This is a genomic window from Algibacter sp. AS12 (genome assembly GCF_046736315.1).
Taxonomy (GTDB): Bacteria; Bacteroidota; Bacteroidia; order Flavobacteriales; family Flavobacteriaceae; genus Algibacter_B; species Algibacter_B amylolyticus.
In genome coordinates this window covers 2119315-2144656 of sequence record NZ_CP151841.1, presented here as the reverse complement: position 1 = coordinate 2144656, position 25342 = coordinate 2119315, and the positions used below count along the sequence as shown (strand labels likewise).

Genomic DNA, 25342 nt, shown 5'->3' with positions numbered 1-25342 from the left:
AGACAAATTTATAATCACTTTAACAATATAAGTACTAATTATTTATGATATTGTCACGCAAACGGTTGCGGGAACGTTTGCATTTTGTTTTTTTAACAAAAAAAAGAATAAAAAACATGAAAAAAGAGATAGTTACTTTAAAAAAAATAGCACAAACACTTGATTTATCGACCTCTACAGTTTCTAGAGCGCTAAATGATCATCCAGATATTAGTGAGGCTACTACTAAAAAGGTAAAACAACTTGCCCAATCCCTGAACTATGTACCTAATATTTTTGCGAAGGGGTTTAGAAAACATCGTTCTAACATAATTGGCGTTATTGTACCTAATATTACCCATTATTTTACAACCACTATGGTAAGAGGTATTTTAGAAGAAGCTGCCATAAAAGGCTATCGTGTTATTATATCTGAATCGAATAACGATGTATTAAAACAAACCGAAATGCTAAACACCATGATGCAATTTGGTGTTGATGGCATACTAGCCTCGTTAACTAAAATGACAAGAGATATAGATAATATACTACCCATATTAAATAAAGTCCCTTTAATTCTATTTGATAAAGTATCCAATAAAATACCATGTACTCAAATTACCATTAACGATGAAGAAGCAGCATATAATGCTATTGAACACTTGATAAATATAGGAAAAAAGCGCATTGCCATTATTAAAGAGCGTGAGTTCTCATATACCTCAGAAAAACGATTTTCCGGATATTTAAAGGCTTTAAAAGATCATGATATTGAAATTGATGAAAAACTAATTATTAGTGTAGACGATATTTCCTTAATACAAGGTAAACGTATGGCAAATCATTTATTGAGTATTAAAAACAGGCCCGACGCAATTTTTGCAATTACGGATAGTGCAGCAATAGGCGTGATACAAACCTTAAAAAAATTCAACATTAATATTCCTGAAGATATTGCTGTTGTAGGTTTTAGTAATTCTTCACACTCTATAATAATAGAACCTAAACTTACAACCGTAGACCAACCGGGAGAAAAAATTGGTAAAAATGCTGTTAAATATTTAATTGAAGAAATTGAAAGCACTACCGATATTCTTACAAATAAAATGATTGAAATAAAAGGAAACCTTATAATTAGAGATTCTACTTTTAAAGTTTAATATTTTTAGTTCAATTTGAATTTACAACATCAATTTTAATACTTTTGCGTCATGGAAATTATAGACGCAATCATTTTAGGTATTATTCAAGGCCTTACGGAGTTTTTACCTGTATCATCTAGCGGACATTTAGAATTAGGAAAAGCCATTCTTGGCGATAATTCGGTGCCAGAAGAAAGTTTATTATTTACAGTTGTGCTTCACTTTGCCACGGCATTAAGTACCATAGTTATTTTTAGAAAGGACATTTTAGATCTTATTAAAGGCGCTTTAAAGTTTGAATGGAATGACGATTTACAATTCATTTCTAAAATTGCTATTTCCATGATTCCAGCTGTTATTGTTGGTTTATTTTTTGAAGAACAATTAGAATCGCTTTTTGGCGGAAACATTTTGTTAGTTGGCTGCATGTTAATCGTTACTGCTGTTCTTTTATTTTTAGCAGATAAAGCTAAAAACACAGAAAAAAAGGTAAGCTTTCAAAATGCATTTGTTATTGGTATCTCGCAAGCTATTGCTATGTTACCAGGTATTTCGCGTTCTGGAGCAACAATTTCTACATCGGTTTTATTAGGAAACGATAAAACTAAAGCTGCTCGTTTTTCATTTTTAATGGTCGTACCTTTAATTTTTGGAAAAATTGCTAAAGATGTTCTAAGTGGCGATTTAACATATGACTCTGGAAACTTTACCGCTCTTTCTATTGGATTTGTAGCTGCTTTTGTTGCTGGCCTATTTGCTTGTACTTGGATGATATCTTTAGTAAAGAAAAGCAAACTTTCCTATTTCGCTATTTACTGCGTGGTGGTTGGTATTATTGCCATTGTTTATTCACTATTAAACTAAAACCTAACACACTTGAAAACGCTTGACGATTATCTTTCTGGAGAAGTTTTACTTATAGACAAACCTTTAAACTGGACGTCCTTTCAAGTGGTTAATAAACTACGTTGGGAAATCCGTCAGGCTTTCAAAATAAAAAAGATAAAAGTAGGACACGCGGGCACTTTAGACCCTTTAGCTACAGGTTTACTAGTGATTTGTACCGGAAAAATGACTAAACAAATAGATACGTTTCAAGGTCAGGTAAAAGAATACACAGGAACTATTGTTTTAGGAAGTACCACACCATCATACGATTTGGAAAGCGAGATAAACGAAACTTTTCCAATAGATCATATTTCTGAAGATTTAATCTACAAAACTACCCAGCAATTTATTGGAGAAACGCAACAATTTCCACCTGTATTTTCGGCATTAAAAAAAGATGGCAAACGCTTATACGAATTTGCTAGAGCTGGCGAGCATGTAGATATTCCATCGAGAACTGTAAACATTTTAGAATTCGAAATCACTAAAATTGATTCGTCTAACTCAGATTCTATACACGTTAATTTTAGAGTAGTTTGCAGCAAGGGCACATACATACGCTCCTTGGCAAACGATTTTGGAAAAGCCTTAAACTCTGGAGGTCATTTATCGGTATTAAGACGCACAAAAATTGGAGATTTTGATGTTGCAAAGGCTCATTCCATTGAAGATTTTATTGCCAGTTTAACAACAAACAAGCAATAAACATTTCTTAAAACCCACTTCCTTAGGCGCAAAAAAGAATCCTAAAACGTTTAAATTTAACAGTATCCAAGCTACTTAAGTTGTGCTTTTTAAAACTTTTTACCGTATTTTGCCGTATATAATAATACGACTCCCTAATTGATAACAACGTATTGCACCTTAATAATCAACATAAAGCCCTACTTATTACGCTTCTAATTTCTGGAACTGTAGTACTCTCTGTTTTCAATTTAAGCTTAAAACAACAAGATAAATATGCCTCTGAAAGTTACTACCTTTTAGAGCCAGAAAAGGAAATTACACAGGAAGAGATTAAAGCTCTTGAAGCTTTAGAAAATCGTAACAACGCCAAAGCCGAAACTAACGATGCTTTTAACGAAACTCAAAAAGCAAAACATTTTGCTCAAGCTTACAAAACTATAGCGCCACCGGAAGATTATGTTCCTAAAACGAACACCTCATCTAACGAATCTGCTTCTGCTAGAAAAACATATGAAATACCAGAAGTCTCTAGTTTAAACAGCGAGGAACTATCTAAATTTAGTAAGGTAAACGATTTACTAAAAAAGCAACAATCGGACGGGAACAACTCAAAAAGTTCTATTCGCTATTCTTTATTAAACAGAAAAAAAGTACACATACCAATACCTGTTTACTTATGCGAGGTAGATGGTAAAATTGTAGTTAACATTACTGTTAATGCCAACGGAAAGGTTGTTGACGCGTATGTAAACAATTCGTCAACATCAAACAACGCCTGTTTAATGGAACATGCTATCGATTATGCCAAACGTTCACGCTTTACTCCCGATGCAGCAAAGGAGAGCCAAATAGGTACAATCACCTTCTTTTTTATTGGTAAATAGGTGTTACAGCAGTAAGTATTTCAACCACATCACTAATTATATTTTGCCCTTTATCTTTGTTATACCAATGTTGTAAATCTTCTTTAAACTCTGGTGTAAGCGTACCATGTTTAGCCTTAAATCTATTTACATAACTTGTAGCTTCACTTGGTCTAGGACCATAAGTATTTAAAACTTCGCCTGTTTCATTATCAATCATAATAACTTTAGCTATTGCTCTTCCTCCGTTGGTTAAAAACATATCCATAAGCTCTAAATTCTCATCGCGAAGCACGATTTTAACATCAATATTAGGATTTAATTCGGCTATTTTATTTAGAGCAGGCACCACATGTGCGGCATCACCACACCAACTTTCGGTAATAATTAACCACGTTGTTTTTCTATTAAAGGCTTCTATTTTTTCCTTAGCATCTTGGGTTACCTTAATGGTTTTATCCCAACGTTTCATGCGTCTATCGTTAAGCTTTGTATAATTTGCTAAAGCTTCCGTTTTTTCTAATCCTGTATTAGAATTTTCTTCTGCTAATTGCTTTACGAAAGCTCTATATTCTTGATAAGTAATACTTTTAGCTAAACTTTCTTTTATAATTTGATTCATAATACGCGTTTTAAAAAAATCCTTGAACAAAATTAAAGTCTTCAGATTTTATATAAGGTGATTTTTGTCATACTTTTACTTTAAACCTTACAGTCTTTTCAAGAAGATTGAATTATAGTGGTATCAAGATGAAAAAACACAGATGCGGTTGGTGCGAAGGCGATGCTTTATATGAAGCTTACCATGATAATGAATGGGGCGTTCCTGTTTATGATGATGACACCTTATTTGAATTTTTAATTTTAGAAACGTTTCAAGCGGGTTTAAGTTGGATAACCGTGTTGCGTAAACGTGAAAACTTCAGAGCCGCTTTTGATAATTTTGACTACAAAAAGATAGCCAATTACCAACAAACTAAAATTGATGCTTTACTTAAAGATACCGGAATTATAAGAAACAAACTAAAAGTTAATGCTACCGTTAGTAACGCTAACGCCTTTATAAAGGTTCAAGAAGAATTTGGAAGTTTTAGTAAGTATATTTGGGCTTTTGTTGATGCTAAACCTATTAAAAATAGTGTAAATCATTACAAAGAGGCGCCAGGAAATACGCCATTAAGCGACACCATTAGTAAAGATTTAAAAAAACGTGGATTCAAATTTGTTGGTTCTACAGTAGTTTATGCACATATGCAAGCTATAGGAATGGTAAATGACCACGAAGTGGATTGTTTTAGATACCAAGAAGTTTAGTTTTTTTTATGTTGAAAACATTTTTAAATAGCATTATACCGTTACTCCTTTTAAACTGTTTTAATGGCTTTTCTCAAAATAATTTTAGCGTTTTGGGAGAGTCGTTAGTAGCTTTAAATCATAAGTCAACAGAAACATACAGTTATAACTTCACCTTTAGAAGCCGCTATTTTTTAAACCAAACCAATAATTTCACCTACCAACAGCAACAGGTTGATGTCTTTCATTTTTTGCATTTTAAATTAAATACAAATACTAAACTTAGCCTTGGGGTTTATTACAGAAATCGAGATTGGTTTGAATCTGGACCCGACGAGTTACGTTTTACGCAACAATACAATTACAATAAAAAGAAAGTAGGTAAAAGTTACGGGCACCGATTTAGAACCGAACAACGTGTTTTAGACAACAAAACTATTTACAGACAACGATACCGATTTTCTTTAAACAGCCCTCTAAAAGGTAATACATTAGAAATAGGATCTGCGTATTTAACAAATGCTATTGAAGGCCTTTTAAGTTTAAGTAAAGCCTATAAACCCGAAACGGATATAAGGATTTCAAGCCAAATTGGATGGCTTATTACAGAGGCGTTAAAACTTCAAACCGGATTAGAACACCGCTATGAAGCTTTTAATTTAAAGGCTAAACATAATTTATTTGTGTTGACTTCTGCGGTTTTGAGGATTTAGAAAAAAAGCCCTAAACTCTGTTTTACTAAAGGTTTTCATATAATCTTTATTTATTCTAAAATCAAGATTATTCAACTACAAACGTTCGAGATTCTGAAGTTTCAATATTCCCATTTACATCATTAACAACAAACACAACACTATAAGTATCAACTTCTGGTGGTGTGAAACTTTCAGAAATAATAAGCTCCGTTTGATTACTAGTTGCGCTATTAACTGTTTTTTCAAACACCAAAGCTCCGCTACTATTTATAACTATCAATTTTATTGATGCGATTTCTGTTTCATCAGTTCCTAGGGCTTTTAAATTTACCCTGTCTGTTTCTGGCCATGCTCCACCCCAATATCCCACATAAGATTGATTTACATCAGGACTTTGAATAAGAACTGTCGGGGCAGTTGTATCCATTTCTTCTTCACTATTATTAGAGCAACTAGCAAATAGTACCATTAGTAATAAAAAGGTTATTAGTTTTATACTATTATTTTTCATTGGTATATTTATTATGGCGATTTTGAGGATTTAGAAAAAATAACCTTTTCATTCCTTCAAAAACTCCAAAAAAGTATTTCTAGAAATCTCCTCCGCACCCAAGCTTTCTAGATGATTCGTATAAACTTGGCAGTCTATAAGTTTATAATTAGTGTTCTGTATAAACGATATAATTCCCACTTTGCTAGCGTTACTTACTTTAGCAAACATGCTTTCGCCACAAAATACGCCATTATTTAAATCGACTCCGTAAAGTCCACCAACTAACTTGTTATTTTGCCACACCTCAACTGATTTGGCAAATCCAAATTCATGAAGTTTTACATAAGCCTCAATCATATCGTTAGTCACCCAAGTGCCATCTTGCCCGTTTCGCTTTACCAAAGCACATTCGGTAATTACGGCTCTAAAATCTTGGTTTACGGTAATTTTAAAATCTGAGTTTCTTAGCACCTGCCTCATACTTTTTGATACCTTAAGATTTTGTGGATATAACACAAAACGCGGATCTGGAGACCACCACAAAATAGGGTTACTATCATCAAACCAAGGAAAAATGCCGGTTTTATAGGCGAGTAGTAATCTTTCGGTAGATAAGTCGCCTCCAACAGCTATAATCCCTTCGGGCGATGCATTATCCACATCTGGAAACCATATTTTTTCGGTTAGATATTGCATAGTAGTAAATATAAAAAAACCTCAACATTTAGATAAATATTGAGGTTAGTGTTTTTATGATCCTTCCGTCTTTTAATTCTTTAAGGAATTAAAAATTTAGAACGGTAAATCGTCATGATCTTCTTCTTTTAAATCTCCTGCAGGCTCAAAAGCATCTGCTGGTGGTACTGGTGGTACATTTCCTGATGCACCTTCAGCTTGTGCAGCTTCAATTCTCCATCCTTGAATAGAGTTAAAGTATTTAGTTTCACCTTGAGGGTTCACCCACTCTCTACCACGAAGATTAATGCTTATTTTAACTTGTTGTCCTTCTTTATAGCTGTTTAACAAATCTGTTTTATCTTGAACAAATTCCACCATAATATGTTGTGGATATTGCTCTTCAGTTGTTACAACAATTTCTCTTTTTCTAAACCCATTACTACCAAAAGTTTGAGTTTCTCCTACCATTTTTATTCTACCTTGAACTTCCATTTAATCTATAATTTAATCTTTATTAATATTCTTTATAATCTGCCTTATTATTTAAGACAAAAGTACTTTAATTGCGCTTTCTACATCACCAAAACTAAGATAGTTTTTAGCTAACTTATGTTTCTCGATAGCTGTTGCCGATGCTATATTAGGATATCGTTCTGCTACATCTTCAATAAAAGTTGTTATACTTTCATGGGGTGGTAACGCCTCAATATTCCCTAACATTCCTAAATCGTTTCCTGTTAAAACCGTACTATTTTTAACAAGTTCTGGCAAAGCATCAACACCAATACCTAATGTGGCTATGGGCTTTGGTATTTCAAAAAAACCATCTTTAGCTCTGCTATAATAACTACCGCCTGCTCTGGCAACCAAATCTAACTTGTTTTGGTCTATAGAACCATTATCATCTAGTACAGCATCATCAATATGAAGTTTTACAACTTCGCATATTATCAAATTACCTGCGCCACCTTGGCTACCTAATTTCACTATTTCATTTACCTTACACTCAAATTGTACTGGTGCTTCGGCTACTCTAAACGGTTTTACAAGGTCTGATTTAAGCATGGTTAAACCCGCTTTTTCAAACTCATTAACACCTTCAGGGTATTCTGTACTACTTAATGACATTTGGTGCACCATGTTATAATTTACAACGTTAATAACAACTTCTTTTGTTATTTCAGCATTCTGTAACGTATGCTTTGTTGTATTATTTTTTACGCGTCTTGCTGGCGAAAAAATTAAAATTGGTGGGTTTGCACTAAATACATTAAAAAAACTAAATGGCGACAAATTTGGGTTTCCCTCGGCATCCATTGTACTCGCAAAAGCAATAGGTCTTGGAGCAATAGCACTTAACAAATAACCATGTAATTTACTGGTTGATAAGCTTTTTGGATCTATTGACGGCATTAGTTAATTTTATTTTTACAAAACTAATCAAAATAAAGGTGAAAATTTAATCTAGTTTTCAACATTCCTTTGGTCTCTGTCAACAATCTAACTTTATTTAGCATTTTAAGCTTCATCTGTAAGCAATAAAACATCTTAAAATAGAGTTACTAACAACTTGAACAATAATATTAGCAGATTTGCATTATATTACCATAAAATATCTATTGTAAATGATTTTCACCAAACATAGCAATGCATTCCGTTGGGCTATTGTTATAGCATCCTTTATTGTTGTTTCCCTTATACTATGGAAAACTTACGAATTTTTTCAGCATTTTAAAGATGAGGAACGCACCAAGATGGAAAACTGGTCGTTTGCCCAAAATGAGATTATAAACTCGGATATAAATACAAGTTTAGAACTTACGTTACAAATATTAAACAGTAACAAAACAACACCTATGTTGGTTATTAATGAAGATGGCTCGCTATATAGCTCCAACAACATTGATGAAACTAAACTGACCGATTCTAAATATGTAAAAAAACTTATTGAAACTTTTAAGGAAGAAAATGAGCCCATTCCTGTAAAAATTGGAGATAGTATTTCTAGCACCATTTACTATGGCAATTCGCCTTTGCTTAATAAATTAAAATACTACCCATTGGCGTTACTACTAATCATAGTCCTGTTTGTAGCACTTATTTTCTTTTTTTACAGCAGTAACAAAAACGCAACGCAAAACAAATTATGGTCTGGTATGGCTAAAGAAACGGCGCACCAAATTGGCACCCCTTTATCTTCTTTAATAGGTTGGACCGAAATCCTTAAAACCGAAAATATAAATCCGGATTACATTGTTGAAATGGAAAAAGATGTAGACCGGTTAAAAACCATTACCGAGCGCTTTAGCAAAATTGGCTCTTTACCTGTTTTAGAAAAGGCAGATCTTATTAAAGAAACGTTAGACTCTTATGATTACTTAAAAACAAGATCTTCAAAACTTGTAGATTTCGACATTATAGTCCCTGAAGGCGAAATTTACGTAAATTTAAACAAGCAACTGTACAGTTGGACTATTGAAAACTTAATTAAAAACGCTATTGATGCCATGAAAGGCAGAGGAAAACTTATTGTAGAAATTTCTCAATTAGAAAACAATGTAATGGTAAGTGTTACTGATACTGGAAAAGGTATTTCAAAAAAGAACTTTAATAGCATTTTCGAACCTGGCTTTACCACAAAAAAACGTGGTTGGGGATTAGGCTTATCTTTAGCCAAACGTATTATTGAAGATTTCCATGATGGAAAAATTAGGGTACTTCAATCTGAAAAAGATAAAGGGAGCACCTTACAAATAAGTTTAAAACGCGCTAGCCAATAGTTAAACATATGCCAGAAAAACTCATTGATATTAAACAAGTAGCACTACCAAACAACTGTCCGGAGTGTTTTAGTAAAGAAGGCTTGCGTTTAACTTTCAAACAAAAAATTAAAGAAACTAATTTTTATAAATCAATAACTACAGATATTAGTCATGAACTAAACTGTACCACCTGTAATTCTGTTATTTACCCTGTACAATGGACTGATGATATTGAACGTGTTTTTGATTATCAAAAGAAGGCCTTTACACCAAAAAAGGCATCAACTTACATAAAAAAAGCGTTGTGGATTATTATTATTTCAAGCGTTGTACTAATAGCTTTAATACTAGCTTTGGTGTTCTATTTAAATCTATAATTCAGCATTAATAGCTTCAGCCAAAGCATTAAATTCTTCAGTAGATAATTTAATCTTTTGAATAAAGCGCGCATCTTCCATAGACTGCAAAGGAATTAAATGTACATGTGCATGAGGCACCTCTAGCCCAATTACAGAAACACCTATACGTTTACAAGGCACGGCTTTTTTAAGCGCTAATGCCACGGTTCTAGAAAAAGACATTAATCCGTTATAATCGGCTTCATCTAAATCAAAAATTTTATCAACTTCTTTTTTAGGAATACATAGCGTATGCCCTTTTGCATTAGGATTTACATCTAAAAATGCTAAAAAGTCTTCCGTTTCTGCTACTTTATAACATGGTATCTCACCATTAATAATTTTTGTGAATATAGATGCCATAATTATTTATCTAGTAATTTCTACGATATTAAATTTAATAACGCCATTAGGCACTTGAATTTCTGCAACATCTCCAACCGATTTACCTAACAAGCCTTTACCTATTGGTGAGTTTACAGATATTTTACCTGTAGCTAAATCTGCTTCACCATCTGCAACCAAGGTATAATTCATTTCCATACCGTTGGTTTGATTTTTTATTTTAACTTTCGATAACACCAATACTTTTGAGTTATCTAATTGCGACTCATCAATTACACGTGCTCCTGCTAATGCATCTTCTAATTTAGAGATACGCATTTCTAACATACCTTGCGCCTCTTTAGCCGCATCGTATTCTGCATTTTCACTTAAATCACCTTTATCTCTAGCTTCTGCAATTGCTCTTGAAGCTTTTACGCGCTCAACATCTTTAAGTTGTCTTAACTCGGCTCTTAACTTTTTTAACCCTTCTGGTGTATAGTATGATACTTTACTCATTTCTTCATCGTTTAACTTAATAAAAGATGCTGATAAACTTCAAAAATTATGCTTTGAAGTATTCAGCAAATAAAAAAATCCCGCTTACACGAGATTGTAAAACAAAAGTACAAAATTTTAGTTAATTATGTATCGTAAACATTAATATACTTTACCTTAGATTTTGTTTGAAAAACAATTAAAACCTACTAAGGAAAAACGTTAAACTAACAAGTAGAAATACAATTTATTGTAAATTGCAATCCTATTCCTTTAATTATGAAACTATTTATTTGCTCCTTATTATTTTTAACATTAACCGCTTGCAGTAGCAATTCTGTGGACGACAGAAACTGTAATTTTTTGCTAGATATTGGAGTTAACGTTTCCATAGATTTAACTTTACCACAATACAGCCAATTAACCTTTGCTGGAAATTCGGTTTACCTTGAAAACCAAGGCAATGCAGGAATTATAGTAGCCAGTACAGGAGTAGATTTTTATGCTTGGGATGCCGCAGACCCTAACCATGCGCTATCCGATTGTTCTGTAATTATACCTTCTGGATTAAACGGCACCTGCGGTTGTGGTGATGAGAACACCTATAATTTTGTTACCGGAACCCTGGCTGGAAATAACGGATTGAACTGTCCGCTAAAAAACTACCGTGTTCAAGTAAATGGTAATTCGCTTTTAATTTTTAATTAAAAATTTAGCAGGTAAACCGTTTCTTAAATTTATTAGAATCGTGTTTAACAATACATCTCGCAAAAACAAAATAGCCTTTTTACTGCGCATACCAGATTTACAATACACCACAAGAGGTTTGTTTGTACTTATTTCATGGTAACGTTCTGGAAGCTGACTTAAAGGTATATGTAAACCACCTATATGATACTGTTCGCGTTCCGAAGTTTCACGAACATCTAGCAGATTATAATCGGATGTATTTTTAAGTAATTCGTCTATTGAAATATCTTGATCTACTGATTCCATCCCACAGAAAAAATTATAATCTTCCTCTAATATTAGGATATTTGATTCATCGGTTTTAGAGAAACTTAAAATCATTGGACGCATAGATAATACATCAAAAACCAATAATTTATTAGCTAGTACGCCTTTTAAACCACAAATTATTTTAATAACCTCATTGGCTTGTAAACTCCCTATTATTCCCGGTAAAACTCCCATTACACCAATATCGGAACAATTTGGCGATGTGTCTGGTTTTGGAGGTGTTGGGTATAAACATCGATACGTTCCGCTGCCATTAAAATTAAACACACTTACTTGCCCTTCAAACTTAAATATGGAGCCGTAAACCAACGATTTCTTTGTAATTATAGCAGCATCATTGCACAAATAACGCGTTTGAAAATTATCGCTTCCATCCACAATAATATCGAACACTTTAAAAAGTGCTAGGGCATTTTTTATGGTAAGCTTATCCTTAAAAATCTGAAATTGAACAAAAGGATTTAACCTAGCTAATCGCTTTACAGCAACCTCAACTTTTGGCTTACCAACATCATCTAGTGTGTATAAAATTTGACGTTGTAAGTTGGTTTGCTCTACCACATCGTCATCTATTATTCCTAGCGTTCCCACACCGGCAGCCGTTAAATATTGCAATATAGGGCAACCCAATCCGCCAGCACCAATAACCAAAACTTTAGCTTCTTTAAGTTTTAATTGCCCTTTAACACCAATTTCATTTAAAAGTATATGGCGACTATATTGCACCTGCTCTTCTTTGCTTAACATTGTATTTATCTTTTTATGATGGGTCTAATTGAAATGCTGCCAATCCTTCCAAACAACTTCTAAACCCTGGTTTTTAAGCATTTTGGTGAATGCTTCGGTACTTCTTTCATCTGAAATTTCAAACTGTTCTAGCGATTGCGGTTCTACGACATACCCGCCAGGATTTGTTTTAGATTCTGAACTAATAGACGTTATACCTAATTGCACAATATTGTCTCTAAAGGTTTCACTTTCTCGCGTAGACATGGAAAGCTCTAAATCTTCATCCAATAATCTATAAGCACAAATAAGCTGTACCAAATCGGCATCGGTCATTTCAACCTTAGGCTCTAAACCTCCTGAGTGTGGACGCAGCCTTGGAAAAGAAATAGAGTACTTTGTTTTCCAATACTGTTTTTGTAAATATTTTAAATGGAGTGCTGTAAAAAAACTATCGGCTCGCCAATCTTCTAAGCCAAATAAAGCTCCTAAACCTATTTTATGAATACCCGCTTTACCCAAACGATCTGGAGTATCTAGGCGATATTCAAAATTAGATTTTTTGCCTTTTGGGTGATGCTTTTTGTACTCATTTTTATGATAGGTTTCCTGGTAAACTAGAACGGCAAATAATCCATTTTCAATTAGCAATTCATACTCATTTTGCTCTAATGGCTGAACTTCAATACTGATATTAGAAAAATGCGGTTTTACTAATTTTATGGCATTATTTAAATAATCGACACCCACCGTCTTATTAGCTTCTCCTGTTACCAGCAACACATGATCGAAACCTTTATTTTTCAAGAATTGAACCTCTTTTAAAATTTCACTATCTGTTAAGGTTCTTCTGGGTATTTTATTAGTAAAACTAAAACCGCAATAGGTACATATGTTTTGACATTCGTTACTTAAGTATAAAGGCGCATACATTTGAATGGTGTTACCAAAGCGCTTTTTAGTAAGCTGGCGACTCATTTGTGCCATTTGCTCTAAAAACGGCTTCGCCGCAGGAGAAATTAAGGCTTTAAAATCTTCTAAACTTCGTTTGTTACTAGCCAAAGCCACTTCTACATCGGCTTTTGTTTTGTTGTTAATACTAGCAAGTGTATCGTTCCAATTACAAGTATTAAAGTATGTTTCAAATGCTGCCATAGCCTAAGTTTAATTCAAAAATGAGGTTAACGGACTACTAGCTTCGGCTTGTTTTTTAACTGGTGCTAGTTTTGCTTGGTATGCCATTCGTCCAGCTTGAACCGCCATTTTAAAGGCCTCTGCCATTTCCACAGGATTTTGAGAAACTGCAATGGCTGTGTTTACTAAAACAGCATCGGCACCAATTTCCATGGCATGTGCCGCATGCGAAGGCGCCCCAATACCAGCATCTACTATTACCGGTACGTTTGACTGTTCTATAATAATTTCTAAAAAATCTTGTGTTTTTAAGCCCTTATTACTTCCAATTGGTGCACCAAGCGGCATAACACATTGCACGCCTACTTCTTCTAACCGTTTGCATAGTACAGGATCTGCATGTATGTATGGCATTACAACAAAGCCTTTTTTAACTAAAGCTTCGGCTGCTTTTAACGTTTCAATGGGGTCTGGTAATAAATATCTTGGGTCTGGATGAATTTCTAATTTTACCCAGTTAGTTTCTAAAGCTTCGCGTGATAATTCGGCTGCAAAAACAGCTTCTTTGGCATCTCTTACACCCGATGTATTCGGTAATAAATTAATTCGGGAGTGGTTTAAATGCAGTAAAATATCATCGTCTTTATCTTGAACATCTACACGTTTTAAAGCCACGGTTATTAACTCACTTTCGGAGGCTAACAAAGCGGATTTCATTAATGCCGAGGAGCTAAATTTTCCAGTACCAGTAAATAATCTAGAGGAAAATGTTTTATCTGCTATTTGTAATTTATCATTCATAATAAAAGCAACTTTTATTAAAAGGTTTAGTTTTTTTTAATTTTTAGTTTATTCGGGTTTCCAGCGTTGTTCTGGTGCTGTACCGCCGTTAATTAGTTCTTTAAACTTTGTTATTTTATTAAAATCGCGAGTAATATCACCTGAAACGGCAATACCAAAAACCCCGGTAATCATCAGGTCCAACACATCATTTAAGGTAATACCGCCAATAGCAATAATTGGTGTATTGGTGTTTAAAGCTGAAATAATTTCGGCATACCCTTTTTCTCCTAAAACAGGACTTAAATTATCTTTTGTTTCGGTAAAACGAAAAGGCCCTAAGCCAATATAATCCACACCCTTATCGATAAGCGTTTGGCAATCTTGAAGCGTATTTGCGGTACCACCAATAATTTGCCAAGAGGCTAATGCTTTTCTGGCTACCGTTAGGCAAGTATCCTTTTTGCCTAAATGTACACCATCGGCTTTAACTTCTGCGGCCACTTTGTAGTGGTCGTTAATAATTAAACGCGTTTGGAAATGACTGGTAATTTCTCTTGCCTTTTTTGCTGTTTCTAAAATGGTTTTGGGGTCGCATTTTTTTAATCGTAACTGAACCAACTCCGCTCCCGCTGCACAGGCACTATGAATATTATTTAAATGATCTTGTGGCGTAGCGCCTTGCGATATGTAGTGTAATGTTGTTTTCATGTTATTTTTTAGAATGAAAGCCTAATAATGAGGTATTAGAACTTAAAAAATTTTCGGTGTATTGTTTTCCTTTTAAACAGGCTTTAAATATTGGAAACTCTAAGGCTAAATAGCTTGTTATAGCAGATGATAACACGCAACCGCTTCCATGTTTTTCGGTACAATTTTTAGACTTAGCATTAAACACAACATGTTTTTTGTTTTTTAGATGAAGTGTGTCTTGCCCTAATTTTTCGGGGTGATGCCCACCTTTTAAAAACAGATTGGTTTTAGATTGAATATATGCAATAGTTTCGCTGATGGATTTGTCTGGGTATAATTGTTGAATTTCGTTGTAGTTAGGTGTAAGCAGATAGATTTTAGATAAAATAACATCTAGTTTTTCTGAAGGATTGCTATGAAAATTAAAATTTGAACTCGATTTTAAAATAGGATCTAATATGATTTTTACATCAGGGTTTAGGCTAAGTAATTTTTTGATAATAATTTCTAAAACATCCCAGTTTTCTACAATGCCAATTTTAACGAAATTGATTTGAAATCGTTTAAAAAGAACCTCTATTTGATTTATAATAATTGAAATCGGTATCCAATGGCTAGAAATAAATTCCTTATCATCTTGTACTGTATTTGCTGTACAAACTGATAAACCATAACATTTTAAGGCCTCGAATGTTTTTACATCGGCGGTTAATCCGGCACCGTTGGTGGGATCGAAACCTGCAATGGTTAATATATTTGGTCTGTTTTTCAAAGTTTAATGTTGCTATGTGCTGTTTGTAATTCAATAAAACTTTTTACAGGGTTTTCGGCATTCCAAACACCACCTAAAACTCCAACGCCTTTAAAACCGAGTTTGAAGGTTTTCAAAATGGTATTAGTATTTATACCTCCCATGCCAACAATAAATTTATCGATATGGTTGACGTCGAAACCTCGACCTTCGTAACCTGCTTTAGAAATGGATGAAAACACCGGACTTAACAAATGGTAATCGAATTCGAAATGGCAGTCGATAAGGTCTTGAATTTCATGAAACGACGAGCTTATGGTTTTACCATACATACTTAGGTTTTTAAAATATTGCCCGGGATTATCAATATTGTCTATTCGCTTTTGTTCTTGAAAATGAATACCTTTTAACGAATATGTATTAACAAGCTCATGAAAATAATGAACCACAACCCGGTTGTGATATTTGGCATCTATTTGGTTTAAATATGTACAATGCTGCTCGTAATTTTTTTCGGGTTTTCTAAGATGATAGTATTGTAAACCATTTTGAAATAACTGATTAAGTATTTCAATTTCGTTTGGAATATCGTGCTCTGGTGAAATTAAGACTATCATTTTCTTGATTTTTTGTTATGCGTTGTGCTATGCTGTATCGCTGAGTTAGGGATTGCAGTGTAAAGCCCACAGCCCGACGTAGGAGGCGCGAGGACTTGCAACGGAAAGCACGCCCGTGCTTTTTAGTAAAAGCACGGGAACTCCCTTATTATTTTGTTAAAGATACACTTGCGATCCTTTTTCTTTGAATTCTTTTGATTTTTCTTTGAAACCTTTTGCAATAACCTCGTTATCGACAATATCGTTTTCTGCGGCAAAATCTCTAACTTCTTGAGAGATTTTCATGGAACAAAATTTTGGTCCGCACATGGAACAGAAATGGGCTATTTTGGCGCCTTCGGCAGGCAGGGTTTCGTCGTGAAATTCGCGTGCCTTTTCGGGGTCTAAACCAAGGTTAAATTGGTCTTCCCAACGGAACTCGAAACGCGCCTTACTTAGTGCATTATCGCGATGTTGGGCTCCTGGATGTCCTTTTGCTAAATCGGCTGCATGGGCGGCCAATTTATAGGTAATAACACCTTCTCTAACATCGTTTTTATTGGGTAGCCCTAAGTGCTCTTTTGGGGTAACGTAACACAAAACAGCACAACCATACCAGGCAATCATTGCAGCACCAATACCGGAGGTTATATGATCGTAACCCGGGGCAATATCTGTGGTTAGTGGGCCTAAGGTGTAAAACGGAGCTTCGTCGCAATGCTCTAGTTGTTTGTCCATGTTTTCTTTAATCATGTGCATTGGTACGTGTCCAGGACCCTCGATAAAACATTGTACATCGTGCTTACGTGCAATTTTGGTGAGTTCGCCTAGTGTTTCTAGCTCTGCAAATTGGGCTTCGTCGTTGGCATCGGCAATGGAGCCTGGGCGTAACCCATCGCCTAATGAAAAGGCTACATCGTATTGTTTTAAAATTTCGCAAATATCTTCGAAATGCGTGTATAAAAAGCTTTCTTTATGATGCGCTAAACACCATTTTGCCATAATGGAGCCGCCGCGAGACACAATACCTGTTACACGTTTTGCCGTCATGGGTACATAACGCAATAATACACCTGCGTGTATGGTAAAATAATCGACACCTTGTTCTGCTTGCTCAATTAAGGTATCTCTAAAAATTTCCCAGGTTAAATCCTCAGCTACACCATTTACTTTTTCTAAGGCTTGATAGATAGGCACTGTACCAATTGGAACGGGCGAGTTACGTATAATCCACTCCCTAGTTTCGTGTATGTTTTTACCGGTTGATAAATCCATAATGGTATCGGCACCCCAACGGCATGCCCAAACCGACTTTTCCACTTCTTCTTCTATGGAAGATGTGGTGGCAGAATTACCAATATTAGCATTTACTTTTACTAAGAAATTTCGACCCAAAATCATTGGTTCGCTTTCTGGGTGATTAATGTTATTTGGTATTACCGCACGACCACGAGCCACTTCGCTTCTTACAAATTCTGGTGAAATTTTATTGGGAATTGAAGCTCCAAAACTTTCGCCTTTATGTTGTTTTGCAATTTCAGTCATTTGGTCTATGCGTTGGTTTTCTCGAATTGCAATGTATTCCATTTCGGGAGTGATTATACCTTGTTTTGCATAGTGTAATTGGGTTACGTTTTTGCCTTTTACCGCTCTTTTTGGTTTGTGTTTTAAATTAAAACGCAAATGGTCTAAACTAACATCGTTTAAACGTTGGTTACAATATTTTGAGGTAAACGCATTTAAGGTTTCCACATCGCCACGATCTTTAATCCATGCCTCACGAATGCGCTCTAAACCATTATGGATATTTATTTCCTTTTCTGAATCTGTATAAGGCCCCGAAGTATCGTAAACGGTTACCGGTTGGTTATGGGTTAATTTTCCTGTTATAGAATCTTTGGTATCACTTAAATAAATTTCGCGCATGGCTACTTTTATTTGTGGATGTAATGTTCCTGAAACATATATTTTTTTAGAGTTAGGAAATGGGTTTCTAGTAACGCCGTTTTGTTGTGGTGCAGTATCTTTTTTCTTCATGTTTTTACCTTATGTTGTTAGACTTATACGTGATGTAACTATTTAATTAACCGCCTTGTGTAGACTTTATAATAAGGATATCATCCTGGTTTTTAATGATGGTTGAAGGCCAATTGGTGTTTTTTACAACGTGTTGATTTATGGCCACAGCAATGCCGTTTGTGGACATTTTTAATTGCTCCACAAGCTGTTGTACCGTAGTTTGTTCTGGTATTTGGTAAGCGGTATTGTTTACTTTAATATACATGGTGTTGTAGTTAAATAAAGTAAACTCTAAGAAGAATAAGATAAAGCACGACGGCTGAATCTAATATTTCGAAAACAACTTTTCCCTACGTTGGTATTAGCCAAATCAGGTTCAAAGGATATGTCTCAAACTAGTATAAAACTAGCCACTCCTAAAGTTTACTATGTGTTTATGAACTAATGTTCACTCATTTTATAATTTTAAAACCCTAATGTTAAACCTACTAAAAAGTTTCTAGTTGCTTGAGGGTAATACCCAGCATAATAACCTGTAGCTATTCCTGATGGCATACCTGCATCTTCGTAAGTATACAACCCAAAATATCCGTTTGAAACATATTCTTTATTAAAGATATTATTAACCAAAGCTGATAATACGATAGATTTAAATAATTTATTAGGCTTAATTTGATAGTTAACATTAAAGTCGTTAACAAAATAGCTATCCAACTTTGATGATGCCTCATCGATATTCCCCATGTATTGTTCGCCAACATATTTACTAAGTAATGACAACTGTAAACGCTCTACAGGATAGAAGTTTAAAGTATTACCTATAACTAAATCTGGTGAAAATGAAATATTTGTATTTCCTAAATCGACTAATTCTCCATTAATTTCGGATGAGAAATCTTTGTTTTTATTACTACTTAAACCAATATTTATTGATGTGCTAAACTGTTTACTAAATTGAATATTAGCATCGACCTCAAGACCTAACCTAAAACTTTTTCCGCTGGTGGCTCTAAGTGGGCTCCCAACATCATCCAACTCGCCCGTTAACACCAATTGGTTTTGGTAAAACATATAATACAAGTTTGTGTTTACGCTTGCTTTTCCTTTGTTATAACGCCATCCTAACTCAATATCATTAAGTGTTTCGTTTTCGGTTACGCCGTTTTCAAAATCATCGCGATTTGGCTCTCTATTTGCACGCGCGTAAGAGATGTAATAATTATTAAACTGCGATGGTTTATAGGTAAATCCTAATTTTGGATTAAAGAAACTAAAATTAGCATCGGTAGTAAATTCTACTCTATCAGAATTTAATCCATTCGTTTTATAGCTTACAAAACGCCCTTGTAAATCTATAAAACCTGTAATTTTATCGGCAAGTTTAAATGTGGCTTTCGAGAACACACTAAAATCATTTTTAGTAGCATCGCCGTCGTAATAATGATCTCTAATACTAGAGTTTTCTGAAAACGACTTAGCCCAAATAACTTCACCAAAATGATCGCCATCATAAGAACTATAGGATATTCCGGAGATAAGTTCTAGTGCATTTTTCTTATACGTAACATTAGCATTTACCACATAAAAGTTATTATCTAACCAACGTCTTCTAATCACATCCGTAATAGGTACATCTACAGGGTCGCCATTTTCATCTTCATCAATACGAATATCGGTAGGTAGAACAATACCATTATAAAGGTCAATTTCATCAGTACCACCTTCAAATTGCTCAAAATATCCTTTTCCTTTGGTGTAATTTAAACCTAAATTAGTAGACCAATTATTATCAAAACGTTCATTCCAATGCAATTGGTAATGGTCTTGCCAGTAGTTATCGGTTTCATTATCATAAGTATATGGGTTTTGGCGACGGTCTTCCTTTAATTCATCTTCCGTTAAACCATACCAGGCTTGATATGTACGCTCAACATTACCAAAAGTTAAGGCTTTAATTATAGTACCACCGTCCTTATACATACCTTGTAAGAAATACGATTTTAAATCGGTAAAGGCACGATCTACATAACCATCTGAATCTATTTTTGAAAAACGTCCTGAAATTTCAATATGATCATTTAACAAACCTGTACTCAATTTTACGGTATGCTTTCTTGTACCGTAACTCCCAAAACTATTAGCTATTAGCCCTGAAGCTTCTTGAGAGGTAGCATCGGTTAACAAATTTAAACTAGCACCAAATGCTCCAGAACCATTAGTTGAAGTTCCTACACCACGTTGTAATTGTAAACTTTCTGTAGACGATGCAAAATCACCTAAATTTACCCAAAAGGTTCCTTGACTTTCTGGGTCGTTATAAGGAATTCCATTAATGGTTACATTTACTCGGGTACCATCGGTACCACGAACTCTAATTCCTGAGTAGCCAATTCCGGCTCCGGCATCACTAGTTGTAACCACCGATGGTAAAAAATTTAATAACGTTGGAATGTCTTGCCCTAAATTTCGCTTTGCAAGTTCTGCTTTAGTAAGATTAGAGTGTGTAATTGGCGAATCGGCATCTACACGTACTGCTTTAACTAATACTTCTTCTAGGTTCTCTGTTGTAGTTGAATCGTTTTCAACTTGATTTTGTTGTGCATTTACTCCTATTGAAAGTAAGAGTATTAAAAATATGAAAATCTTTCTTTGACGAGATTCCTGCTTTTCTAGGAATGACAAATTGTTGAATACATTTTTCATTACGATTATCCTTATAACCGAATAAAAAGAGGTAATTATTCTTTATTAATTAATAATTAGTTTTGAAGCTATTTGCTTCTTTTCCTTGAGCTAATCGTGAGCGCCTCTAAATTTTATAATTCTTTAGCACTCTCTAAAAATGTCCAATGGTCATTTTTTTAACGCTCGATTCCTAAACAGCATTACCTGTTCTAGGTTCAATGGGTATGATCTCAGCCGATAATAGGCACCCCTTTTTTGAGAACGCTGCAAATGTAGTAAGCAATTATTAATTGACCACTAACAATTCTTATTTTTTTAATCTAAATTGGGTTTTTGCCTATTCGCCTTTTTTTCCGAGAGTTGTCTTTTACTTTTAAGTCGTTTTTTAATAACCGACTTTGGCACCTTCGTAGGCTTTCGTTTTTTAGGTATTATTAAAGAGGTTTTTATCAACTCTAAAAATCGCTTAATAACTAGTTGTTTATTTTTATGCTGACTTCTACTTTCATCGCATTGTAAAATTAAAACACCGTCTTTAGTTAATCTATTTTTTAGCTTTACTTTTAAGCGTTCCTGTTGCGTTTCATTTAACACAATGGAATTAATTAGATTAAAAGTTAGCTCCACTTTTGAAGACACTTTATTTACGTGTTGCCCGCCACTACCCGAACTTCTAATAGCTTTAAAAGTTACTTCATTTAATATGGCTTCTTCACTAAACACTAAATTCCTTGATGTACAGGCTTAAGTAAGTCGTTTACTGTTTTAACCGGATTAAATGTTTCAAGAGGTACTTCAACAAAAATAGAATTCCAATACGCCATACTACCATTCCATAATCCTGGAAGTTCTAAGGCATCAATATCTACTCCATTCTGCGTTTTGGTGGTTATAAAAGCAGCCTCGGTATCTACAAATTTTAATAAATCAAACTTTTCACCTTTATAATTTTTGATGCCACAAACTAAATCGGTTGGGTTAAAATGTGTGGCTTTATACACAATTCCTTGTTGGTTTCTTTTACTAAAATTAATTTGCGCAAACTCGACAATTTGTAACGACGTATTCCCTTTGGCATCCTTAACCCAAAATGGTCCTCCTCCTGGTTCGCCTTGATTTCTAACCATCCCACAAACACGAATTGGACGGTTTAGTTTTTCTTTTAAATATTCTATTTTTTCTTGAGAGGAATAATCTTCAAAATTGGCTGCAATAGGCACGTTCAATCTATATCGTAAAAATAAAGCGATCACTTTAAAATCTGTATCAATTAAATCGCCAGCATCTAATTTGTGTAAATATTCAAACACCTTTTCTTGGGCCTCAACTAAAACTCCTGCTAATAATTTTTTATAATTAGATACCGCTATATTTCTATCGGCAACAACAATATTATCTATATTTTTAATAAAAACAATGTCGTTATTTAGAGTGTTTAAATTTTCAAGAAGTGCTCCGTGTCCTGCTGGTCTAAACAATATAGAACCATCTTCTTTTCTAAAAACTTCGTTTTCATTTGTAAGCGCAACGGTTTCTGTAGCTTCATTTTGATAAGAAAAGGACACGTTAAATGTCGTTTTAGTGTGCGCTTCTAAATGCTCTCTAATTTTATTTAATGTATTAGAAAAATATAATTGATGGTTTTTAGAAACGGTAAAATGAAGGTTAGCCACTCCGTTGGATGCCGCATATAAAGTCGATTCAAACAAATGCTCTTCAAAAGCTGTTTTTACTTGATCTTCATACCTATGAAATGGCAACAAGCCTTTTGGCAAAAAACTATAATTAAGCCCTTTAGCGTCCAACATGGTTTTTACGAACGTGACCTTTTGTTCATCATCTGACAACGATTCGAAGTTAGGTTGTGTTTGTTTGATTTTCGAAATAACTTCGTTATAGAACGGAAAACAATCTATGTTTTCGACAAATTTTACTATTAGCGAATCGTTATTTCTTTCTGCATACTTTTTAATACTTAATTTTGAAGCCTCAAAATTATTCAAAAATTGAAATAAAAATTTAAACATTCTAGTAGCCGCACCCGAAGCTGGCACAAACTTAACAATAGATAACTTGCTTAATTTTGCTTCGTACAGATTGATATACTCTTGCACCTCATTATCGTCGTAACTTTCAATACCCTTACCAATGTTAGCCGCGGCTACCAAATTAGAAAAAGTCATTCCGTTTTTTAATCGAGATATTTGTGCCTCGACACCTTTTACAGTAATACCTTTACTTTTTAGTTGTTTAATATCTTGGTCTGTAAACATTATACTTTAGAATTTAATAGTTTATCTATATGTTTAATAGCTGTTTCTAAACGTGTTTTTATATCACCTTTTAATAGCACGTATGGTTTGTTATATTTATCTAATGCATCTTGAAAAGCATTAAACATGGCTTCGCGTTCCTCAGGTCTATCTCTTAAATCATCTGCTTCCCAAGGCGTATCAATATAAGTTAAAAAATACAAATTGTACGAATTTTGCACTGCATATTTCTCTAGCATAGCATCACAACTTTCAGAATAAAAAGCTTCGGAATACACTTTGGTCTCCAACAAATCGGTATCGCAAATTAAAACAGATTCTGTTTTTTGAGCCAATTCATTTTCAAGTCTTATTTGTCCTTCGGCAATAGGCAATAAATCTTCTAACTCACAGGTTTTCCTATGGTCGTTCCATTTTTTTTGAAGATACTCACGCGCATATTCTGGAACCCAAACGGAACTATAATACCGTGCTAACTGACGAGATAGTGTCGTTTTTCCCGTAGATTCTGGTCCAAACAAAACTACTTTTATGCAGTTAGCGGGTTGCTGTTTATACTTTTCTTCCATGCTAAATAACCAAAAATTGCAATAATTGTGAATCCTAAATATTGAAAACTAGTAAATGTAAACCCCTTATAAAAATATAAAGGAATAGAAATAAGATCTCCAATAATCCAAAAAATCCAATTCTCTAATTTATGTCTTGCCATTAACCACATTCCAACAAAAAATATAGCTGTTGTAAAGGTATCAACATAAGCTACCCAACTTGTCCATTTACCAAAGGCTTGATAAACTAAGTAAACAAACAATAAGGTTGCTAAAAATATAAATACACTTATTTTTTTTTCGCTAAGGGACATTTTTGAAATGGGTGATACCTGCGTATTATTTTTCGTCCTTGTCCAAATGTACCAGCCATAGATACTCATTATAAAATAATAGCCGTTAATCATCATATCACCTAACAACTGCCATTTACATAGTAAATACACAAAAATAACGGTACTTACCATACCCGTTGGAAACACTAAAATATTATTCTGTTTTGAATACCAAACGGATAGAAAACCAAAAATTACGGCTACAATTTCAAGAACCACATCTGTTGTCTGGTAATCGGAATACTGTCCAAAGAAAAACTCAAAAAAGGCATTCATCATTAACATTTAAAGTTTTACTTTTTATTTATAGAGTGGTATTAATTAATCATTTTCAGGTCTTCAAAAAATAAATCATCATCTTCAAAAGCGGTACCAATAACAACTAAATCTGCTCCCGCCTTGTAAGCTTCTTCCAATTGTGCCTTGCTTCGAATACCACCTCCAACTATTAATGGAATGTTTAATTCATTCTTAACGGATTTGATTATCTCTCCAGAAAGTGCATTTTCGGCACCACTACCAGCTTCCAAATATATAAGTTTCATTCCTAATAATTGACCTGCTTTGGCTGTATTTATGATTTTCTGAACTTCATTTCTGGGTATAGGATTGGTTTTGGTAACACGTTGTACAGCGGTTTTCTTGCCACTTTCAATTAAAATATAACCTGTAGAAATAACCTGTAATTCAGTTTTATCTAGTTTTGAAATAGCTTTAACATGTTTTCCTATTAAATAATCAGGATTTCTACCTGAAAGTAAAGACAAAAACAAAATAGCATCAGCTTTTCCTGTAATTTGAGTAATATCACCAGGAAATAAAACTATAGGCAAACCTGTGTGTTTTTTAATTTCGGCAACCAACTTATCGGTTATAAAATCATCAACAGTACTACCGCCAACAAAAACGTGAGTGGCTATGGATGCGTTTACCTTCTTTATAAAAGCTCTTGTGTTTTCAACTAAAAACTTATCTGGATCAATTAAAACGGCTAATAGTTTTTCTTTTGCAGAAACCGATTTTATTATATCTTGATATATATCTTGTCTTTTTACCACGAATTCACTAATAATTTTATT

Annotated in this window: 30 protein-coding genes and 1 riboswitch; of the genes, 9 read left to right on the top strand and 21 right to left on the bottom strand. The window is 34.1% G+C overall.

What is annotated here, in order from left to right:
• Positions 1 to 116 precede the first annotated feature (116 nt).
• The 4 genes from AAFN75_RS08860 to AAFN75_RS08845 all read left to right on the top strand — a co-directional run bounded on the left by AAFN75_RS08860 (position 117) and on the right by AAFN75_RS08845 (position 3580).
• Positions 117 to 1139 (top strand): LacI family DNA-binding transcriptional regulator, encoded by a 1023-nt coding sequence (locus AAFN75_RS08860; RefSeq protein ID WP_411809211.1) that lies wholly within the window; start codon positions 117 to 119, stop codon positions 1137 to 1139.
• A 51-nt stretch (positions 1140 to 1190) separates the two neighbouring features.
• The gene (locus AAFN75_RS08855; protein ID WP_411809210.1) at positions 1191 to 1985 is read left to right on the top strand and encodes an undecaprenyl-diphosphate phosphatase; all 795 of its coding nucleotides are present in this window, start codon (positions 1191 to 1193) and stop codon (positions 1983 to 1985) included.
• A 12-nt stretch (positions 1986 to 1997) separates the two neighbouring features.
• Positions 1998 to 2714 (top strand): tRNA pseudouridine(55) synthase TruB, encoded by a 717-nt coding sequence (truB, locus tag AAFN75_RS08850; RefSeq protein WP_411809209.1) that lies wholly within the window; start codon positions 1998 to 2000, stop codon positions 2712 to 2714.
• Between the two features lie 152 nt (positions 2715 to 2866).
• Positions 2867 to 3580: an energy transducer TonB gene (locus tag AAFN75_RS08845; protein WP_411809208.1), complete on the top strand. Its 714-nt coding sequence runs from the start codon at positions 2867 to 2869 to the stop codon at positions 3578 to 3580.
• On the opposite strand, the gene AAFN75_RS08840 is transcribed toward AAFN75_RS08845, so the two are convergent.
• Entirely contained in the window at positions 3567 to 4181 is a 615-nt protein-coding gene (locus AAFN75_RS08840; protein WP_411809207.1) for a thioredoxin family protein, read from the bottom strand. The genes AAFN75_RS08845 and AAFN75_RS08840 overlap by 14 nt on opposite strands.
• Before the next feature lie 128 nt (positions 4182 to 4309).
• Here AAFN75_RS08840 and AAFN75_RS08835 point away from each other — a divergent pair, with 128 nt between their 5' ends.
• Positions 4310 to 4873 (top strand): DNA-3-methyladenine glycosylase I, encoded by a 564-nt coding sequence (locus tag AAFN75_RS08835; RefSeq protein ID WP_411809206.1) that lies wholly within the window; start codon positions 4310 to 4312, stop codon positions 4871 to 4873.
• 8 nt (positions 4874 to 4881) lie between these two features.
• On the top strand, positions 4882 to 5565 hold the full coding sequence (locus AAFN75_RS08830) for a DUF2490 domain-containing protein (RefSeq protein WP_411809205.1): 684 nt from the start codon (positions 4882 to 4884) through the stop codon (positions 5563 to 5565).
• Positions 5566 to 5632: 67 nt separating this feature from the next.
• Here the strand turns inward: AAFN75_RS08830 and AAFN75_RS08825 are convergent, their stop codons facing one another.
• From AAFN75_RS08825 to AAFN75_RS08810, 4 genes are all read right to left on the bottom strand, one after another.
• Positions 5633 to 6058 carry an Ig-like domain repeat protein gene (locus AAFN75_RS08825; RefSeq protein WP_411809204.1) on the bottom strand — a complete coding sequence of 142 codons (426 nt, stop codon included), beginning with the start codon at positions 6056 to 6058 and terminating at the stop codon, positions 5633 to 5635.
• 48 nt (positions 6059 to 6106) lie between these two features.
• Positions 6107 to 6736 (bottom strand): leucyl/phenylalanyl-tRNA--protein transferase, encoded by a 630-nt coding sequence (gene aat, locus AAFN75_RS08820; protein ID WP_411809203.1) that lies wholly within the window; start codon positions 6734 to 6736, stop codon positions 6107 to 6109.
• 96 nt (positions 6737 to 6832) lie between these two features.
• Positions 6833 to 7210 (bottom strand): DUF3127 domain-containing protein, encoded by a 378-nt coding sequence (locus AAFN75_RS08815; RefSeq protein ID WP_144115214.1) that lies wholly within the window; start codon positions 7208 to 7210, stop codon positions 6833 to 6835.
• Positions 7211 to 7261: 51 nt separating this feature from the next.
• Entirely contained in the window at positions 7262 to 8131 is an 870-nt protein-coding gene (locus AAFN75_RS08810; protein ID WP_411809202.1) for a flavin reductase family protein, read from the bottom strand.
• Positions 8132 to 8343: 212 nt separating this feature from the next.
• Between AAFN75_RS08810 and AAFN75_RS08805 the strand changes: the two genes are divergently transcribed.
• Together AAFN75_RS08805 and AAFN75_RS08800 are read left to right on the top strand one after the other, a co-directional pair.
• On the top strand, positions 8344 to 9498 hold the full coding sequence (locus AAFN75_RS08805) for a sensor histidine kinase (protein WP_411809201.1): 1155 nt from the start codon (positions 8344 to 8346) through the stop codon (positions 9496 to 9498).
• A gap of 8 nt (positions 9499 to 9506) precedes the next feature.
• Complete coding sequence (locus AAFN75_RS08800) at positions 9507 to 9857, top strand: hypothetical protein (RefSeq protein WP_411809200.1); 351 nt, start codon at positions 9507 to 9509, stop codon at positions 9855 to 9857.
• Here AAFN75_RS08800 and AAFN75_RS08795 read toward each other — a convergent pair.
• Both AAFN75_RS08795 and greA read right to left on the bottom strand, forming a co-directional pair.
• Entirely contained in the window at positions 9852 to 10241 is a 390-nt protein-coding gene (locus AAFN75_RS08795; protein ID WP_411809199.1) for an HIT family protein, read from the bottom strand. The genes AAFN75_RS08800 and AAFN75_RS08795 overlap by 6 nt on opposite strands.
• A gap of 6 nt (positions 10242 to 10247) precedes the next feature.
• Complete coding sequence (gene greA, locus AAFN75_RS08790; RefSeq protein ID WP_411809198.1) at positions 10248 to 10721, bottom strand: transcription elongation factor GreA; 474 nt, start codon at positions 10719 to 10721, stop codon at positions 10248 to 10250.
• A 258-nt stretch (positions 10722 to 10979) separates the two neighbouring features.
• Here greA and AAFN75_RS08785 point away from each other — a divergent pair, with 258 nt between their 5' ends.
• A complete protein-coding gene (locus tag AAFN75_RS08785) occupies positions 10980 to 11408 on the top strand; it encodes a hypothetical protein (RefSeq protein ID WP_411809197.1) in 429 nt (142 codons plus the stop codon).
• Here the strand turns inward: AAFN75_RS08785 and AAFN75_RS08780 are convergent.
• From AAFN75_RS08780 to AAFN75_RS08715, 14 genes are all read right to left on the bottom strand, one after another.
• Positions 11394 to 12467, bottom strand: coding sequence for a ThiF family adenylyltransferase (locus AAFN75_RS08780; RefSeq protein ID WP_411809196.1), 1074 nt, complete (start codon positions 12465 to 12467; stop codon positions 11394 to 11396). The genes AAFN75_RS08785 and AAFN75_RS08780 overlap by 15 nt on opposite strands.
• Before the next feature lie 24 nt (positions 12468 to 12491).
• Positions 12492 to 13601, bottom strand: a complete 1110-nt coding sequence (gene thiH / locus AAFN75_RS08775; RefSeq protein WP_411809195.1) for a 2-iminoacetate synthase ThiH — start codon at positions 13599 to 13601, stop codon at positions 12492 to 12494.
• Positions 13602 to 13610: 9 nt separating this feature from the next.
• Complete coding sequence (locus AAFN75_RS08770; RefSeq protein WP_411809194.1) at positions 13611 to 14381, bottom strand: thiazole synthase; 771 nt, start codon at positions 14379 to 14381, stop codon at positions 13611 to 13613.
• A 48-nt stretch (positions 14382 to 14429) separates the two neighbouring features.
• Positions 14430 to 15071: a thiamine phosphate synthase gene (gene thiE / locus AAFN75_RS08765; RefSeq protein WP_411809193.1), complete on the bottom strand. Its 642-nt coding sequence runs from the start codon at positions 15069 to 15071 to the stop codon at positions 14430 to 14432.
• Between the two features lies 1 nt (position 15072).
• Positions 15073 to 15825 (bottom strand): bifunctional hydroxymethylpyrimidine kinase/phosphomethylpyrimidine kinase, encoded by a 753-nt coding sequence (locus tag AAFN75_RS08760; protein ID WP_411809192.1) that lies wholly within the window; start codon positions 15823 to 15825, stop codon positions 15073 to 15075.
• Positions 15822 to 16421 (bottom strand): thiamine phosphate synthase, encoded by a 600-nt coding sequence (locus AAFN75_RS08755; RefSeq protein WP_411809191.1) that lies wholly within the window; start codon positions 16419 to 16421, stop codon positions 15822 to 15824. Before AAFN75_RS08755 ends, AAFN75_RS08760 begins: the two co-directional genes overlap by 4 nt.
• Positions 16422 to 16577: 156 nt before the next feature.
• On the bottom strand, positions 16578 to 18437 hold the full coding sequence (thiC, locus tag AAFN75_RS08750; protein ID WP_411809190.1) for a phosphomethylpyrimidine synthase ThiC: 1860 nt from the start codon (positions 18435 to 18437) through the stop codon (positions 16578 to 16580).
• A 46-nt stretch (positions 18438 to 18483) separates the two neighbouring features.
• Positions 18484 to 18684 (bottom strand): sulfur carrier protein ThiS, encoded by a 201-nt coding sequence (gene thiS, locus AAFN75_RS08745; RefSeq protein ID WP_411809189.1) that lies wholly within the window; start codon positions 18682 to 18684, stop codon positions 18484 to 18486.
• A gap of 65 nt (positions 18685 to 18749) precedes the next feature.
• A riboswitch (TPP riboswitch) is annotated at positions 18750 to 18847 on the bottom strand.
• Positions 18848 to 18884: 37 nt separating this feature from the next.
• Positions 18885 to 21122, bottom strand: a complete 2238-nt coding sequence (locus AAFN75_RS08740; RefSeq protein ID WP_411809188.1) for a TonB-dependent receptor — start codon at positions 21120 to 21122, stop codon at positions 18885 to 18887.
• 297 nt (positions 21123 to 21419) lie between these two features.
• The gene (gene arfB / locus AAFN75_RS08735; protein WP_411809187.1) at positions 21420 to 21827 is read right to left on the bottom strand and encodes an alternative ribosome rescue aminoacyl-tRNA hydrolase ArfB; all 408 of its coding nucleotides are present in this window, start codon (positions 21825 to 21827) and stop codon (positions 21420 to 21422) included.
• Positions 21827 to 23377, bottom strand: coding sequence for a DUF4301 family protein (locus AAFN75_RS08730; RefSeq protein WP_411809186.1), 1551 nt, complete (start codon positions 23375 to 23377; stop codon positions 21827 to 21829). The genes arfB and AAFN75_RS08730 overlap by 1 nt, the downstream gene beginning before the upstream one ends.
• Entirely contained in the window at positions 23377 to 23946 is a 570-nt protein-coding gene (locus AAFN75_RS08725; protein WP_411809185.1) for an AAA family ATPase, read from the bottom strand. The genes AAFN75_RS08730 and AAFN75_RS08725 overlap by 1 nt, the downstream gene beginning before the upstream one ends.
• A complete protein-coding gene (gene pnuC, locus AAFN75_RS08720; protein WP_411809277.1) occupies positions 23907 to 24539 on the bottom strand; it encodes a nicotinamide riboside transporter PnuC in 633 nt (210 codons plus the stop codon). Before pnuC ends, AAFN75_RS08725 begins: the two co-directional genes overlap by 40 nt.
• Positions 24540 to 24580: 41 nt before the next feature.
• On the bottom strand, positions 24581 to 25321 hold the full coding sequence (locus tag AAFN75_RS08715; RefSeq protein WP_411809184.1) for a geranylgeranylglyceryl/heptaprenylglyceryl phosphate synthase: 741 nt from the start codon (positions 25319 to 25321) through the stop codon (positions 24581 to 24583).
• Between the last annotated feature and the right edge of the window lie 21 nt (positions 25322 to 25342).

Excerpts from the sequence above, each read along its gene's own strand:
- AAFN75_RS08860 (WP_411809211.1), top strand. The coding sequence starts at position 117 with ATGAAAAAAGAGATAGTTACTTTAAAAAAAATAGCACAAACACTTGAT.
- AAFN75_RS08855 (WP_411809210.1), top strand. The coding sequence starts at position 1,191 with ATGGAAATTATAGACGCAATCATTTTAGGTATTATTCAAGGCCTTACG.
- AAFN75_RS08840 (WP_411809207.1), bottom strand. The coding sequence starts at position 4,181 with ATGAATCAAATTATAAAAGAAAGTTTAGCTAAAAGTATTACTTATCAA.
- AAFN75_RS08835 (WP_411809206.1), top strand. The coding sequence starts at position 4,310 with ATGAAAAAACACAGATGCGGTTGGTGCGAAGGCGATGCTTTATATGAA.
- AAFN75_RS08830 (WP_411809205.1), top strand. The coding sequence starts at position 4,882 with ATGTTGAAAACATTTTTAAATAGCATTATACCGTTACTCCTTTTAAAC.
- AAFN75_RS08825 (WP_411809204.1), bottom strand. The coding sequence starts at position 6,058 with ATGAAAAATAATAGTATAAAACTAATAACCTTTTTATTACTAATGGTA.
- aat (WP_411809203.1), bottom strand. The coding sequence starts at position 6,736 with ATGCAATATCTAACCGAAAAAATATGGTTTCCAGATGTGGATAATGCA.
- AAFN75_RS08815 (WP_144115214.1), bottom strand. The coding sequence starts at position 7,210 with ATGGAAGTTCAAGGTAGAATAAAAATGGTAGGAGAAACTCAAACTTTT.
- AAFN75_RS08810 (WP_411809202.1), bottom strand. The coding sequence starts at position 8,131 with ATGCCGTCAATAGATCCAAAAAGCTTATCAACCAGTAAATTACATGGT.
- AAFN75_RS08805 (WP_411809201.1), top strand. The coding sequence starts at position 8,344 with ATGATTTTCACCAAACATAGCAATGCATTCCGTTGGGCTATTGTTATA.
- AAFN75_RS08800 (WP_411809200.1), top strand. The coding sequence starts at position 9,507 with ATGCCAGAAAAACTCATTGATATTAAACAAGTAGCACTACCAAACAAC.
- AAFN75_RS08795 (WP_411809199.1), bottom strand. The coding sequence starts at position 10,241 with ATGGCATCTATATTCACAAAAATTATTAATGGTGAGATACCATGTTAT.
- greA (WP_411809198.1), bottom strand. The coding sequence starts at position 10,721 with ATGAGTAAAGTATCATACTATACACCAGAAGGGTTAAAAAAGTTAAGA.
- AAFN75_RS08785 (WP_411809197.1), top strand. The coding sequence starts at position 10,980 with ATGAAACTATTTATTTGCTCCTTATTATTTTTAACATTAACCGCTTGC.
- AAFN75_RS08780 (WP_411809196.1), bottom strand. The coding sequence starts at position 12,467 with ATGTTAAGCAAAGAAGAGCAGGTGCAATATAGTCGCCATATACTTTTA.
- thiH (WP_411809195.1), bottom strand. The coding sequence starts at position 13,601 with ATGGCAGCATTTGAAACATACTTTAATACTTGTAATTGGAACGATACA.
- AAFN75_RS08770 (WP_411809194.1), bottom strand. The coding sequence starts at position 14,381 with ATGAATGATAAATTACAAATAGCAGATAAAACATTTTCCTCTAGATTA.
- thiE (WP_411809193.1), bottom strand. The coding sequence starts at position 15,071 with ATGAAAACAACATTACACTACATATCGCAAGGCGCTACGCCACAAGAT.
- AAFN75_RS08755 (WP_411809191.1), bottom strand. The coding sequence starts at position 16,421 with ATGATAGTCTTAATTTCACCAGAGCACGATATTCCAAACGAAATTGAA.
- thiC (WP_411809190.1), bottom strand. The coding sequence starts at position 18,437 with ATGAAGAAAAAAGATACTGCACCACAACAAAACGGCGTTACTAGAAAC.
- thiS (WP_411809189.1), bottom strand. The coding sequence starts at position 18,684 with ATGTATATTAAAGTAAACAATACCGCTTACCAAATACCAGAACAAACT.
- AAFN75_RS08740 (WP_411809188.1), bottom strand. The coding sequence starts at position 21,122 with ATGAAAAATGTATTCAACAATTTGTCATTCCTAGAAAAGCAGGAATCT.
- AAFN75_RS08730 (WP_411809186.1), bottom strand. The coding sequence starts at position 23,377 with ATGTTTACAGACCAAGATATTAAACAACTAAAAAGTAAAGGTATTACT.
- AAFN75_RS08725 (WP_411809185.1), bottom strand. The coding sequence starts at position 23,946 with ATGGAAGAAAAGTATAAACAGCAACCCGCTAACTGCATAAAAGTAGTT.
- pnuC (WP_411809277.1), bottom strand. The coding sequence starts at position 24,539 with ATGAATGCCTTTTTTGAGTTTTTCTTTGGACAGTATTCCGATTACCAG.